This is a genomic window from Vogesella sp. XCS3 (assembly GCF_020616155.1).
Lineage (GTDB): Bacteria > Pseudomonadota > Gammaproteobacteria > Burkholderiales > Chromobacteriaceae > Vogesella.
The window spans coordinates 122,347-135,276 of the sequence record NZ_CP085530.1 but is presented as its reverse complement, the minus strand read 5'-3'; the positions used below and the strand labels follow the sequence as shown (position 1 = coordinate 135,276).

Below are 12,930 nucleotides of genomic sequence, written 5' to 3'. Positions count from 1 at the left end.
CCTTGCGCAATCTACCGCATGCTGGCCGGCGTGATAAACTGCCAGCCGCCCGCACTCTAGGACTCTAGTTCATCATGAAAAAACTGCTGTGCTCCCTGTTGATGCTACTGCCGCTGTCGGCACTGGCTGCCCCTACCGTCGAACTGGCTACCAATAAAGGCCTGATTACCATCGAGCTGGACGCCGCACGTGCGCCCAAATCAGTAGAGAACTTTGTCGCCTACGTCAAAGCCGGCCACTACAACGGCACCCTGTTTCACCGTGTGATTGACGGCTTCATGATCCAGGGTGGCGGTTTTGCCATCAAGGACGGCGAGCTGGCCCAGAAGCCTACCCGCAGCCCTATCGCCAACGAAGCCGACAATGGCCTGAAAAACGTGATCGGCAGCATTGCCATGGCGCGTACCAATGACCCGAATTCTGCCACGGCACAGTTTTTCATCAACCTGGTGAACAACGATTTTCTCGATTACCGCAGCAAAACCCCGCAGGGCTGGGGTTATGCCGTATTTGGCAAAGTAACGGCCGGCATGGATGTGGTAAACCGCATTTCCAAAGCCCGCACCGCCATGATAGGTGGCATGCAGGATGTGCCTATCGAGCCTGTCGTTATTACCAAAGCCACCTATAAACCCTGATAGCAAGGATAAACAACATGATCAAGCTGACTACCAACCACGGCGACATCGTTCTGGAACTGTTTGCCGACAAGGCCCCGAAAACTGCGGCCAACTTCGAGCAGTACGTGATCGACGGCCACTACGATGGCACCATCTTTCACCGCGTCATCAACGGTTTCATGATCCAGGGTGGCGGCTTCACTGCCGACATGCAGCAAAAAGACACCCGCGACACCATCGAAAACGAAGCCAACAACGGCCTGTCCAACAAGACCTACACCATTGCCATGGCCCGCACCCCGGACCCGCATTCGGCCAGCGCCCAGTTCTTCATCAACGTGTCCGATAACGACTTCCTGGATTTCCGCAGCGAAACCATGCAAGGCTGGGGTTACTGCGTATTCGGCCAGGTGGTACAAGGCCAGGACGTGGTTGACCGCATCAAGACCGTGGCCACCGGCCGCAAAGGTGGCCACCAGGACGTACCGTCCGAGGCAGTGATCATCGAAAAAGCAGAAATCATCCAGGGCTAAGCTGCCCTGTACAGGCCGCCTCGTGCGGCCTTTTTTCATGACTTACACATGGCCATACACTTTATATCCGACCTGCACCTGCACCCGGGCGAGCCCTGGCTGGGGCAGCTGTTTACCCGCACGCTGGCGAGCTGGCGCGGGCAGATCGACGCGCTGTATATCCTGGGCGACCTGTTCGAGTACTGGGTAGGCGACGACGACAACGACCCCTTTGTGCACGACATGCTGGCCGCCATGCAGGCGTTCAGCACCGGCACGCCCTTGTATGTGATGCGCGGCAACCGTGACTTTCTGCTGGGCGCAGGCTTTGCCGCCGCCAGTGGCGCCACCCTGCTGGACGAACCCCACCTGCTGAACCATAGCGGCCAACCCTATGTGCTGGTGCACGGCGACGGCCAGTGCACCGACGACGCGGCCTACCAGCAGTTTCGCGCCATGGTGCGCCAGCCAGCCTGGCAGGCCGCCTTCCTGCAAAAGCCGCTGGCCGAGCGCCACGCCATCGCCCAGCAGATACGCGGTATGAGCCAGGCTAAAAAACAGGACGAAGGCCTGAACGAGATGGGCGATGTCACCCCGGCCGCCATCGATGCGCTGCTGGCTGCCTACCCGGGAGCCACGCTGATCCACGGCCACACCCACCGGCCGGCCTGCCACACGCAAGCGCTGAACGGTGAAATCCGCCAGCGCTGGGTCATCGCCGACTGGTACGCCGGCCGCGGCGGCTACCTGCGCCTGGACGAACACGGCGTCAGTGCCCACCCGCTGTCACTGTAAGCCATGGTTGGCCGCACACTGCGGCCAACCTTGCCTGCCGGTACACGTCCGGCAGGCGCCCGTTTGCCCCTGCTACTGCCTGTTTTCCGCTCCCGCCTTCCGCCACAGACGCCGGCCATCCCGATCAAAAAACCGCTACAAGGGTTACCCCGCAAGGGTTTTCCCGCAAGGGGCAGCCCCAACTGACACACGATTTGCCTACCGCTACAGTGCGTGCCAGACGCGGTAAAACCGGACGGACCCCAGGGTTTATTGCCGGTGCCCGCCACCCGACACAACTAGGAGAGCAAACATGTGGTCACACGTTTATGACCCGCTTGGCAACCCGTGGCTGTCCACGCTGGCCGCCAGCATCCCGGTAATCGTCCTCTTGGGCGCACTGGGTATTTTCCATATCAAGGCACACATTGCCGCCCTGCTGGGCCTGGCCACCTCGCTGCTGGTGGCCGTCGCCATCTTCGGCATGCCTGGCGACATGGCGATGAGCGCCACCCTGCTGGGTGCGGCCAACGGCCTGATGCCGATTGGCTGGATCATCCTGAACGTGATCTTCCTGTACCAGCTGACCGAGCGCAAAGGCCAGTTCGCCGTGCTGCGCGAGTCCATTTCCGGCATCACCACCGACCGCCGCCTGCAGCTCTTGCTGATCGCGTTCTGCTTCGGTGCCTTCTTTGAAGGTGCCGGTGGCTTTGGTACCCCGGTCGCCGTGACCGGCGCCATGCTGATCGGCCTGGGCTTTTCGCCGCTGGCTGCCTCCGGCCTGTCGCTGATCGCCAACACCGCGCCAGTGGCCTACGGCGCACTGGGCACCCCGATTACCACCCTGGCCAAAGTCACCGGCCTAGACGTACTGCAGATTTCGTCCATGGTTGGCCGCCAGATGACCATCTTCGCCATCATCGTGCCGTTCTGGCTGCTGATTGCCTTCTGCGGCTGGCGCAACACCCTGCGCATCTGGCCGGCGGTACTGGTGGCAGGCCTGTCGTTTGCCATTCCGCAGCTGATCGTGTCCAACACCATGGGCCCGGAGCTGGTGGCTGTTATCGCCTCGGTATGCTCCATCGCGGCACTGGTGGGTTTCCTGAAAGTGTGGAAACCGGCAGAGATTTACACTTCCACCGCTGGCACCATGGGTGGCGAAGCCGCACTGGGCGCCAAAGAAGTAGTGTCTAGCAGCAAACACGGCTACAGCCGCGGCGAAGTGATCCGCGCCTGGCTGCCTTGGCTGATCCTGTCGGTTTGCGTGTTTGCTTTCGGTTCGCCGGCGGTGAAAAAAATTCTGGACGGCATCTTCACACTGGAAATCCAGTGGCCGGGCCTGCATAACCTGATCTACAAAATGCCGCCTGTTGTGGCCGAGCCGCACCTGGAAGCCGCCATTTACAAGTTCAACCTGCTGTCCACCACCGGTACCGGCATTCTGGTAGCGGGTCTGATTTCGGCCTTCATCATGGGTTACCGCCCATCCGAAATGGTGAAAGTGTACAAAGAGACCTTCTGGTCGCTGCGCTACTCGCTGATCACCATCGTGGCCATGCTGGCACTGGGCTACGTTACCCGCTTCTCCGGCGTGGACATCACCCTGGGCCTGGCCTTCTCGCACACTGGCGTGTTCTACCCCTTCTTCGGCACCTTGCTGGGCTGGCTGGGCGTGGCGCTGACCGGCTCCGACACCGCGGCCAACGTGCTGTTCGGCGGCCTGCAAAAAGCGTCTGCACAGCAACTGGGCCTGTCCCCGATACTGATGACGGCGGCCAACTCCTCCGGTGGCGTGATGGGCAAGATGATCGACGCCCAGTCCATCGTGGTGGCCTCTACCGCAACCCAGTACTACGGCAAGGAAGGCGTGATCCTGCGCTACGTGTTCTTCCACTCGCTGGCACTGGCTTGCCTGGTGGGCCTGGTGGTATCGGCCATGGCCTACCTGCCACCCTTTACCGCACTGGTAATCCACCCCTGATTCGCACTTGCTGCGCATCACCCCACACACCCCGGCCCTGCCGGGGTTTTGCTTTTCTGGCTGCGCTTACGCACCGTTATTAAGCTAAATCTAAACAGTCAGGACTGCATTTGCATGCTACATAATCAAATCGAGTACCAAGCTTCAATTTTCCTGATTTTCGTCCGATACTTATCTGGCTTGTTAATTTCCATTACAAAATTAAAAGGGGGGCACACATGTCCGTACTGAAAGAATTCCGCGAATTTGCCATGCGCGGCAACGTGATCGACCTGGCCGTCGGTGTGGTAATCGGTGGTGCCTTCGGCGCCATCGTCAAGTCGCTGGTAGACGATGTGATCATGCCGCCCATCGGCCTGCTGATCGGCAATGTCGACTTCGCCAACCTGTTTATCGTGCTGAAGGAAGGCGCCAAGGCGGCCGCCCCGTACGCGTCCGTTGCCGCCGCCAAGGAAGCCGGCGCCGTGACCCTGAATATCGGCCTGTTCATCAATGCTTTGGTCAGCTTTACCATCGTGGCCTTCGCCATCTTCATGCTGGTAAAAGTGATCAACCGCCTGAAGCGCGAAGAAAAAGTGGCCGATGTCCCAGCCGAAGTCACCACCAAGGAATGCCGCTACTGCCTGTCCAGCATTCCGGTGAAAGCCACCCGCTGCCCGTGCTGCACCTCGCAGCTGGACTAAGCCCCAGCAGCAGCAAGGCCGCCCTCGGGCGGCCTTGTGCTTTTCGGTGCATGGGCTGCCGGCCTGTACCAACGGCAGCGCGGACTGCTGCATTACCCTACCGCAGCCACTTGCGGCAAGTATTGCTGGCACAGCGCATCTACCGCACTGCGCAAGGGAATGGTCGCGCCCGCCACACCACAGGCGGCGCTGCCACTGGCCACGGCCGCAGCCAGATGCTGCGCCGGTGCAGCCTGGGGTGTCTGCCACAGGCTGGTGAGCAAGCCGGCCATGCTGGCGTCGCCCGCGCCTACCGTATCCACTACTGCCACCGCAGGCGGTGCCATCTGCCAGGCTGTCTCCCCCACCAGTAATTGCGCACCAGCCGCCCCGCGCGTGTACAACACCCACGCCTGCGGGTTCCATTGCCGCAAGGTGGCCAGCGCGGCTGCCTGGTCGTGGTGGCGGAACAAGCCGGTCAGGTCTTCGTCCGACACCTTCACTACGTCGGCCAGTGCCACCATCTGGCGCAGCATGTCGTCGTAGTCGGCGTCCATCGCCACGCGAAAGTTCGGATCGTAGGCGATGCGCGCACCCGCCGCCTTCAGTAGCCTGGCCTGCGCCAACAGGAGGCCAGCCAGCGGCGGCCGCGCCAGGCTGATGCCGCCAAACAGCGCCCAGCGCGCCGCCTGCGGCCAACCCGGCGGCAAGTTGGCCGCATCAAAATGCAAATCGGCGCTGCGGTCACCAACAAAGAAATATTTCGGTGGCTGCGTGCTGTACACCATGGCCAATAGCGGCGAGGCATCCACCTGCTGCAGATAGCGCACATCCAGCCCGGCGTCACAGCTGGCCGCCAGCAAGGCATCGCCAAAGCAGTCGCGGCTGATGGCACCGGCAAACGCCGCAGGCAACCCCCAGCCGGCCAGAATGCGCGCCACGTTCCACGGCGCACCACCGGGGCGCGACAGCCAGCGCCCGTCGGGCTGGATGATCATGTCGGTCAAGGCCTCGCCAAAACAGAGCAAGGCCGGTAAGGGCTGTGTCATTGCGTCTCCTGCATGAAAAAAACCTGCCGCAAAGCGGCAGGCCAAGACCTCGCGAACCGGCAGCTTGCGCTGCCATACACAACGGCATCAGAAGCCGATGTGCACACCACCAAACAGATAGTTGTCACGCTGTTTGTTGTTCTTCTTGTCGGACTTGTATTCGAGGAACAGGCTGGTCTGGAAGCGGCTGTCCTTGCCGGACAGGTCGTAATCGGCACCCAGCAAGTTTACCTTGTGTTTGCCGCCGTTCACATAACCATAATCCTTGGTATTGATATAGCCGGCACGTACACCAACACGCTGCGGCTTGTACTCGGCGTACACGCCCACGCTTTTCTGCGTCGGGCCGCTGGCATTCTTGGAATTGTTGAACTCGGTCGCCAGGGTCAGGCCAGCCGCCGGCACTACCTTGAATGCCAGCAAGGTGTCTTTCAGCGTGCCACCAGCTGCCACTTTTTGCTGGCCAAACGACAGGCGCGCACCAAACATGCCTTGCTCGTAGGTACCGCTGGCGGCCCAGGCGTCAGTCGGACGCTGCTGGGTAGTGGTTTTGTCTTCCCCCGGCGAGTAGCTGAACGACAGCGCCAGGCCATTCAGGTTCGGTGCTTCGTACTTGAAGGCACCACGGCTGCTACCACCGCCACTGGCAATATCGCCACGGTCCGGGCCCACGTCGTAGGCGTACAGGTTGGCCTTGAAATAGCCATCCCCATAGGCATTAATGCCACGGCCTACTTTTACCGTACCAAAATCACCCTGCAAGCCGACAAAGGTATCACCATTGGCAAAATGATCGGTGCCTTTATTATTATCCAGTTTAATATCGGTATTTACCTGCAGCAGCGCTTTCAGGCCGTTACCAATATCTGCACTACCTACCACATTCAATTCGGAACCACCGTCTTCTACCGCACGGTTGCTAATACCATTTTCTTTTTTGGATGCCATGCCGACTTCGGCCTTACCGGTAAATTTGATGTCACCATCCAGGGCAAAGGCGTGGCCGGCCATCAGGGTACTGGCAATCAGCAGGGCAATATGTTTCTGGTTCATGCTTTGTCTCCGTTTGTGTTTATTTTCCAGCGCTTGCCGGTGAAAACCATTTAAAACGCTGCACAAAATGTAGCCAATACATTACAAAATAAAAATCACCATTTCCCGACACAAATTGGTTACCAGCAACAAAACATTATTCACAAACAAAACTCTGCATTAACATTTGAAATACAGCACAAATAAATAAAGGCACCCACCGGTGCCTTTATTCAAACCCACATCGCCCCCCTAGGCTGCGGCCGCACTGGCGGCCAACCTGGGCAACGCCTCATCGGCTGCGTCGAACACGTGCACGCGCCCGGCCGGCAGCGCAAAGCGCAAGCTATCGCCAATAGCCGCAGCGCTACCCGTCAGCTTGACCACCAGCGGCGCCGGCGACAGGTCGGTTTCCAGGTAGGCATAGCTGTGCTCACCCAGGTGTTCCAGGTGGCTGATGCGGCCAAGCAGGCTGCCCTCGCCCACCTGCACGTGCTCTGGGCGCACGCCCAGCGTCACCGTACTGCCCGCCAGCTGGCCGGCCGCATTCACCGCCGCCAGCAAGGTGGCGGTACCGGCCTGGCACTGCAGGCCGTCGCTGCGCGCCATACTGACCTCGGCCGGGAAGAAGTTCATGCCCGGCGAGCCGATAAAGCCCGCGACAAAACGGTTTTTCGGGTGGTGGTACAACTCCAGCGGGTGGCCCACCTGCGCAATGCTGGGTACGCCCTCCTGCCCGGCCAGCGGCTTGAGCAGCACGATCTTGTCGGCCAGCGTCATCGCTTCTACCTGGTCGTGCGTCACGTACACCATGCTGGCGCGGCCCAGCTCGCGGTGCAGACGGGCAATCTCCACCCGCGTTTTCACGCGCAGCGAGGCGTCCAGGTTGGACAGCGGCTCGTCAAACAGAAACACCTTGGGCTGGCGTACGATGGCGCGGCCAATCGCCACGCGCTGGCGCTGGCCGCCGGACAGCGCGCCCGGCTTGCGGTCCAGCAGCGCAGTAAGGTGCAGCGACTCGGCGGCGCTGCGCACGCGGCGCTCCACCTCGGCCTTGCCCAGTTTCAGGTGGCGCAGGCCGAAGGCCATGTTGTCGTACACCGTCATGTGCGGGTACAGCGCGTAGCTCTGGAACACCATCGCCACGTCGCGCTGCGCCGGTGGCACCTCGTTCACGCAGCGGCCATCGATATACAGCTCGCCGCCGCTGGCGTCGTCTAGGCCGGCGATCAGCCGCAGCAGCGTGGATTTGCCGCAACCGGACGGGCCGATGAACACGCAGAACTCGCCCGGCGCGATGGTCAGGTTGATGTCGGCCAGGATGGGGTTGCCACCAAAGCGCTTTTGAATGCCCTGCAGTCGGATTTCGCTCATGATCAGCCCTCCACGGCCAGCTGGATGAAGGCAGCCGACATCGGCGCCAGTTCGATAACGTTTCCGGCGGTCTGGCCACCATCGCTATGCAACAGTACGCGGGCGCCAGCCGGCAGCGGCACGTTGGCCGCGGTACTCCCCAGGTTGAACACGCACTGCAGCTGCTGGCCATCACCGCTGCGGCCAAAGCGCAGCAGGCTGTCGTCGGCTGCGCCCAGCACAAAGTCGCCACCGTGCAAGGCTGGCTGCGCGCGGCGCCAGGCCAGCAGCTGCTGCCAGAACGCCAGCGTGCTGCCCGCCTGTGCGGCTTGCTGTGCCACGGCCGCAGCACGGTGCGCCGGCCACAGCGGCAGCCACGGCTGCGCACTGCCGAAGCCGCCGTCGGCGCTGCCGTCCCACGCCATCGGCGTGCGGCAGCCGTCGCGGCCCTTGAACTCGGGCCATAGCACCTTGGCGTACGGGTCTTGCAACTGCTCGTAGCCGATCTCGGCTTCCGGCCAGCCCAGCTCCTCGCCCTGGTAAAGGCACACCGGCCCCGGCAGCGCCAAGAGCAGCATGGCAAACACGCGGGCGCGCGCCGACTCGCTGCCGCCCAGCGCCGCCCAGCGGCTGACCACGCGGATGTTGTCGTGGTTGGACAGCGCCCAGCACACGGTGGCGTTACCCGCCTCGGCCACGTACTCCTGCAGCACGCGGTGCAGGTAGCGCGGGTGGCACTCGTCGGTGAGCAGCGTGAACACATAGGCCATGTGCAGCAGCTCGCTACCGGCGGTGTAGTCGCGCAGCGTCTGGTACTGCAGATCGTCGCCGATCTCGCCCACGGTAATGGCGCCGAATTCGTCGCACAGACGGCGCAGGCGGCGGATGAAGGCCAGGTTTTCCGGCTGCGTCTTGTCGTACAGATGGCGCTGGAAGGCGTACGGGTTGCTGCGCGGCACGCCGCCGGCGTAGCTGCCGGCCGGCTGTGGCGGGTTGTCGCGCAGCTGCGCGTCGTGGGTGTAGAAGTTCACGGTATCCAGCCGGAAGCCGTCCACGCCCAGCTGCAGCCAGAAGCGCGCCACGTCCAGCACCGCGTCCTGCACTGCCGGCTGATGGAAGTTGAGGTCCGGCTGGCTGCTGAGGAAGTTGTGCAGATAGTACTGGCCGCGGCGGGCGTCCCACTGCCAGGCGCTGCCACCAAAAATGCTCAGCCAGTTATTGGGCGGTGTGCCGTCGGCGCGCGGGTCGGCCCATACGTACCAGTCGGCGCGGGCGTTGTTGCGGCTGGTGCGGCTTTCGGCAAACCACGGGTGCTGGTCCGATGTGTGGCTGAGCACCAGGTCGATCAGCACTTTCAGCCCCAGTTCGTGGGCGCGGCCAACCAGGGCGCTAAAATCGTCCAGCGTGCCGAACATCGGGTCTACGTTGCAATAATCGGAAACGTCGTAACCGAAATCGGCCATCGGCGAGGTAAAAAACGGGGAAATCCAGATCACCTCGGCGCCCAGTTGCGCAATATGCGGCAGGCGGCGGGTAATACCGGGCAAATCGCCGATACCGTCGCCATTACTATCCTGGTAACTGCGCGGGTAAATCTGGTAAATCACGGTGTTTTGCCACCAGTGTTGATTCTGTTTCATTGCAAAAACCTCGTTAGCCACAGAATACACAGAAACCACGGCATGTATTCAAACCAGCATGTTTGGCGATTCAAACCATTTGCCTCATTGCCCCAGGGCGTGTTTTCCGTGTTTTCTGTGTATTCTGTGGCGAAAATAAAATCAGCCTTTTACCGCACCGGCGGTCAGGCCCGACACGATCTGGCGCTGGAATATCAGCACCAGCACGATTAGCGGCACGGTGACAGTCACCGAGGCGGCCATGATATTGCCCCACGGCAGTTCGTAGCTGCTGGCGCCGCTAATCAGCGCGATGGCCACCGGCACCGTGCGCTGCTCGCCGGACAGCGTGAAGGTGAGCGCAAACAGAAACTCGTTCCACGCCGCGATGAAGGCCAGCAGCGAGGTGGCCGCTACCGCCGGCCACAGCAGCGGCAGGAAGATGCGGAAGATCACCGTCAGCACGCCGGCGCCGTCCATCAGCGCCGCCTCTTCCAGCTCGCGCGGCAGCTCGCGCATGAAGGTCACCAGCACCCACACCGTAAACGGCAGCGTAAAGATCAGGTCGGACAGCACCAGCGCCCACAGGCTGTCGTACAGGCCCAGCCAGGAGATCAGCTCGAACAGGCCGGACAGGATGGCTACCTGCGGAAACATCGACACGCCCAGGATGGTCATCATCAGCACGCCACGGCCACGGAACTGCACCCGCCCCAGCGCGTAGGCCGCCAGCAAGGACACGGTCAGCGACAGCAGCACCACGCCGCCCGCCACCAGCACCGAGTTCAGCAGGTTCTGGCCGAAAGGCTGCTCGGCGAACACCGCCACGTAGTTGGCCGCGCTCCAGGTCTTGGGCCAGAAATCGCTGGAAAACAGCGCACTGCCCTGCTTGAACGAGCTGGCGATGGCGTAGGCAAACGGGTATAGCGAGAACGCCAGCACCAGCGGCAGCAACAGGTAATAGGCCAGGTCGGTGGCCTGCAAACGTTTGGGCAGCATCTTAGTGGCCCTCCATGCGGCGGCGCGCCAGCGCCATGTAACACAGGGTGATCAGCGCAATCAGTAGGAACAGCAGCGTGGCGGCAGCCGAGCCGTAGCCGGCCAGCTGGAAGTCGATCAGCTGTTCGCGCACGTACACCGACATGCTCTTGGTGCTGCGGCTGTTGGACGTCATCACGTAGATCAGGTCGAACACGCGCAGTGCGTCCAGCGTGCGGAAAATCATCGCCACCAGCACCGCCGGGGTAATCAGCGGTAGCGTGATGTTGACGAACACCGACCAGGTGGGCACGCCGTCCACGCGCGCCGCTTCGTAGCAATCGCCCGGCACCATCTGCAGCGCGGCCAGGATCAGCAGCGCCATGAACGGCGTGGTCTTCCACACGTCCACCAGCACGATGGTGGCAAAGGCCAGGTCGGGGTCGGCGGTCCACGCCAGCGGCGCGTCGATCAGGCCGGCCGACAGCAGCATGGCGTTGATCACGCCAAACTGGTCGTGCAGCATCCAGGTCCACATCTTGGCCGACACCACGGTGGGGATGGCCCACGGCACCAGCACGGCGGCACGCAGCAGTGCTTTCAGCGGCGACGGGTGATTCAGCATCAGCGCCACGCCCAGGCCGAATAGGGTTTCCAGCGACACCGACAGCAGCGCAAACCACAGCGTATTGCGCACCGCCTCCCACCATTGCGGGTCGGCCAGCACGCCGGCGTCGCCGATGTAGTTGGCCAGGCCGACAAACTGCCGTGCCGACAGGTCGGACAGCTGCGCGTCGGTCAGGCTCATAAAAAAAGTACGCGCCAGCGGCAGGCCGGCAATGGCCAGCAACACCAGCAAGCTGGGCAACACCAGCAGCCAGGCCATGCGCTGCCGGCTGCGCTGCAGCGACGACAAGGCACCGCCCGCCGGCAAGCTGGCGGTCAGGGTTGGGCTAGACATAGGGTTCTCCGCGGGGCGGGCACCGGCCAAGGTTGGCCGCAGCCGGTGCCGCCCCGGTCAGGGCAGGCAGGGGCTTACTTGGCGGCGCTAAAGCCTTGCGGCGCCAGGCGCTTGAGCTGGGCGTCCAGCTGCGCCAGCGAGGTTTGGGCGTCGGTCTTGCCGGACAACACGTCGTGGGTGGCATTCCAGAACTGGTTGCTCACCTGGTTGTAGCGGGCGGCCGATACCGAGGACGGGCGACCCACGGCGCTGGTGAAGGTGTTGTACAGCTCGCCAAAGAAGGGGTTGGCCTTCAGCACTTCCGGGTCGCGGTACAGCGCCGAGATGGTGGGGTTGTAGGCACCATTGATGGCGCGCATTTTCTGCACGCTGCTGCTGGTGAGGTAGGTCACCAGCTCGGCGGCCAGTTTCTGGTTCTTGGAGTACTTGGACACCGCCAGCTGCCAGCCGCCCAGCGTGGCGGCGTTACGGCCGTCGGCACCGCCTTTGGGCAGCGCCACCACGCCTACCTTGTCTTTCACCACGCTATCCGGTTTTTGCGCCAGCGCCCAGGCGTACGGCCAGTTGCGCATGAATACCGCATTACCCGCCTGGAACACGCCGCGCGCCTCTTCCTCACCGTAGTTCAGTACGGCTTTGGGCGTGATGGTGCCTACCCAGCCAGCGGCAGTGGTCAGCGCTTTCACCGCTTGCGGGTTGTTGATGGTGGGTTTGCCGCTGGCGGCGTCGATGATGGTGCCGCCCTTGTAGCTCACCACCCACTCCAGCGCGTCGCAAGTCAGGCCTTCGTAGGCGCGGCCCTGCCATACATAGCCCCACATCTTGTCGTTGCCGGCCGCGCGCTCGGCGTCCTGGATCTTTTTGGCGCTGGCGGTCAGCTCTTCCCAGGTTTTGGGTACCGGCTGCTTGTATTTCTCCAGCAGGTCTTTGCGGTAGTACAGCACACCAGCGTCGGTAAACCACGGCATGGCCAGCAGGCGGCCGCCAATGGTGTTATTGCTGACGATGCCGGCGAAGTGTTGTTTCTCGGCGCCGTTGGTGTACGGTTTCAGGTCCAGCAGATGGTTGGCCAGGATGCCGGGCCACACCACGTCGATCTGGAACACGTCGATCTTGTCGGAACCGCTGCCGAGGATCTGCTGGTACAGCGCCAGACGCTCGTTGGAGTCGTTGGGGGTGGATACCACCTGCACGTCGTTACCGGTTTTCTTGCTCCACTCCGCTACCGACTGCTTGCATAGCTCCAGCTCCTGCCCTACCGCACCGCAGGAAATTTTCAGTGGGGCGGCCTGGGCAGCAGTCGCCAGGGTCATCAGCACGGCAGTCTGGATCAGGCTGGATTTTTTCATCTTGTGTCTCCTCGTTGTGTTGTTGGCCGCACGCCTGCAG

The 12,930-nt window shown here is 62.2% G+C and carries 12 protein-coding genes; 5 read left to right on the top strand and 7 right to left on the bottom strand.

Features of this window, described 5'->3' with window-relative positions; all coding sequences use genetic code 11:
• Positions 1 to 74: 74 nt before the first annotated feature.
• From LCH97_RS00705 to mscL, 5 genes are all read left to right on the top strand, one after another.
• A complete protein-coding gene (locus LCH97_RS00705) occupies positions 75 to 638 on the top strand; it encodes a peptidylprolyl isomerase (protein WP_227302917.1) in 564 nt (187 codons plus the stop codon).
• Positions 639 to 655: 17 nt separating this feature from the next.
• On the top strand, positions 656 to 1,153 hold the full coding sequence (locus LCH97_RS00700) for a peptidylprolyl isomerase (RefSeq protein WP_017508808.1): 498 nt from the start codon (positions 656 to 658) through the stop codon (positions 1,151 to 1,153).
• 48 nt (positions 1,154 to 1,201) lie between these two features.
• A complete protein-coding gene (locus LCH97_RS00695; protein WP_227302916.1) occupies positions 1,202 to 1,927 on the top strand; it encodes a UDP-2,3-diacylglucosamine diphosphatase in 726 nt (241 codons plus the stop codon).
• 292 nt (positions 1,928 to 2,219) lie between these two features.
• A complete protein-coding gene (locus LCH97_RS00690; protein WP_227302915.1) occupies positions 2,220 to 3,887 on the top strand; it encodes an L-lactate permease in 1,668 nt (555 codons plus the stop codon).
• Positions 3,888 to 4,105: 218 nt separating this feature from the next.
• Positions 4,106 to 4,570 (top strand): large-conductance mechanosensitive channel protein MscL, encoded by a 465-nt coding sequence (gene mscL / locus LCH97_RS00685; RefSeq protein WP_227302914.1) that lies wholly within the window; start codon positions 4,106 to 4,108, stop codon positions 4,568 to 4,570.
• 92 nt (positions 4,571 to 4,662) lie between these two features.
• On the opposite strand, the gene LCH97_RS00680 is transcribed toward mscL, so the two are convergent.
• The 7 genes from LCH97_RS00680 to LCH97_RS00650 all read right to left on the bottom strand — a co-directional run bounded on the left by LCH97_RS00680 (position 4,663) and on the right by LCH97_RS00650 (position 12,890).
• The gene (locus LCH97_RS00680; RefSeq protein ID WP_227302913.1) at positions 4,663 to 5,598 is read right to left on the bottom strand and encodes a carbohydrate kinase; all 936 of its coding nucleotides are present in this window, start codon (positions 5,596 to 5,598) and stop codon (positions 4,663 to 4,665) included.
• Between the two features lie 87 nt (positions 5,599 to 5,685).
• Positions 5,686 to 6,651 (bottom strand): porin, encoded by a 966-nt coding sequence (locus tag LCH97_RS00675; RefSeq protein WP_227302912.1) that lies wholly within the window; start codon positions 6,649 to 6,651, stop codon positions 5,686 to 5,688.
• A gap of 231 nt (positions 6,652 to 6,882) precedes the next feature.
• Complete coding sequence (locus LCH97_RS00670) at positions 6,883 to 8,004, bottom strand: ABC transporter ATP-binding protein (RefSeq protein ID WP_227302911.1); 1,122 nt, start codon at positions 8,002 to 8,004, stop codon at positions 6,883 to 6,885.
• 2 nt (positions 8,005 to 8,006) lie between these two features.
• Entirely contained in the window at positions 8,007 to 9,623 is a 1,617-nt protein-coding gene (locus LCH97_RS00665) for an alpha-amylase family glycosyl hydrolase (RefSeq protein ID WP_227302910.1), read from the bottom strand.
• 141 nt (positions 9,624 to 9,764) lie between these two features.
• Positions 9,765 to 10,601, bottom strand: coding sequence for a carbohydrate ABC transporter permease (locus LCH97_RS00660; protein WP_227302909.1), 837 nt, complete (start codon positions 10,599 to 10,601; stop codon positions 9,765 to 9,767).
• Between the two features lies 1 nt (position 10,602).
• Positions 10,603 to 11,541 carry a carbohydrate ABC transporter permease gene (locus LCH97_RS00655; protein WP_227302908.1) on the bottom strand — a complete coding sequence of 313 codons (939 nt, stop codon included), beginning with the start codon at positions 11,539 to 11,541 and terminating at the stop codon, positions 10,603 to 10,605.
• 74 nt (positions 11,542 to 11,615) lie between these two features.
• Positions 11,616 to 12,890, bottom strand: a complete 1,275-nt coding sequence (locus tag LCH97_RS00650) for an ABC transporter substrate-binding protein (RefSeq protein WP_227302907.1) — start codon at positions 12,888 to 12,890, stop codon at positions 11,616 to 11,618.
• Between the last annotated feature and the right edge of the window lie 40 nt (positions 12,891 to 12,930).

What these genes read in the sequence shown, in the direction of transcription:
- LCH97_RS00705 (WP_227302917.1), top strand. Translation starts at nt 75, where the DNA reads ATGAAAAAACTGCTGTGCTCCCTGTTGATGCTACTGCCGCTGTCGGCA.
- LCH97_RS00700 (WP_017508808.1), top strand. Translation starts at nt 656, where the DNA reads ATGATCAAGCTGACTACCAACCACGGCGACATCGTTCTGGAACTGTTT.
- LCH97_RS00695 (WP_227302916.1), top strand. Translation starts at nt 1,202, where the DNA reads ATGGCCATACACTTTATATCCGACCTGCACCTGCACCCGGGCGAGCCC.
- LCH97_RS00690 (WP_227302915.1), top strand. Translation starts at nt 2,220, where the DNA reads ATGTGGTCACACGTTTATGACCCGCTTGGCAACCCGTGGCTGTCCACG.
- mscL (WP_227302914.1), top strand. Translation starts at nt 4,106, where the DNA reads ATGTCCGTACTGAAAGAATTCCGCGAATTTGCCATGCGCGGCAACGTG.
- LCH97_RS00680 (WP_227302913.1), bottom strand. Translation starts at nt 5,598, where the DNA reads ATGACACAGCCCTTACCGGCCTTGCTCTGTTTTGGCGAGGCCTTGACC.
- LCH97_RS00675 (WP_227302912.1), bottom strand. Translation starts at nt 6,651, where the DNA reads ATGAACCAGAAACATATTGCCCTGCTGATTGCCAGTACCCTGATGGCC.
- LCH97_RS00670 (WP_227302911.1), bottom strand. Translation starts at nt 8,004, where the DNA reads ATGAGCGAAATCCGACTGCAGGGCATTCAAAAGCGCTTTGGTGGCAAC.
- LCH97_RS00665 (WP_227302910.1), bottom strand. Translation starts at nt 9,623, where the DNA reads ATGAAACAGAATCAACACTGGTGGCAAAACACCGTGATTTACCAGATT.
- LCH97_RS00660 (WP_227302909.1), bottom strand. Translation starts at nt 10,601, where the DNA reads ATGCTGCCCAAACGTTTGCAGGCCACCGACCTGGCCTATTACCTGTTG.
- LCH97_RS00655 (WP_227302908.1), bottom strand. Translation starts at nt 11,541, where the DNA reads ATGTCTAGCCCAACCCTGACCGCCAGCTTGCCGGCGGGCGGTGCCTTG.
- LCH97_RS00650 (WP_227302907.1), bottom strand. Translation starts at nt 12,890, where the DNA reads ATGAAAAAATCCAGCCTGATCCAGACTGCCGTGCTGATGACCCTGGCG.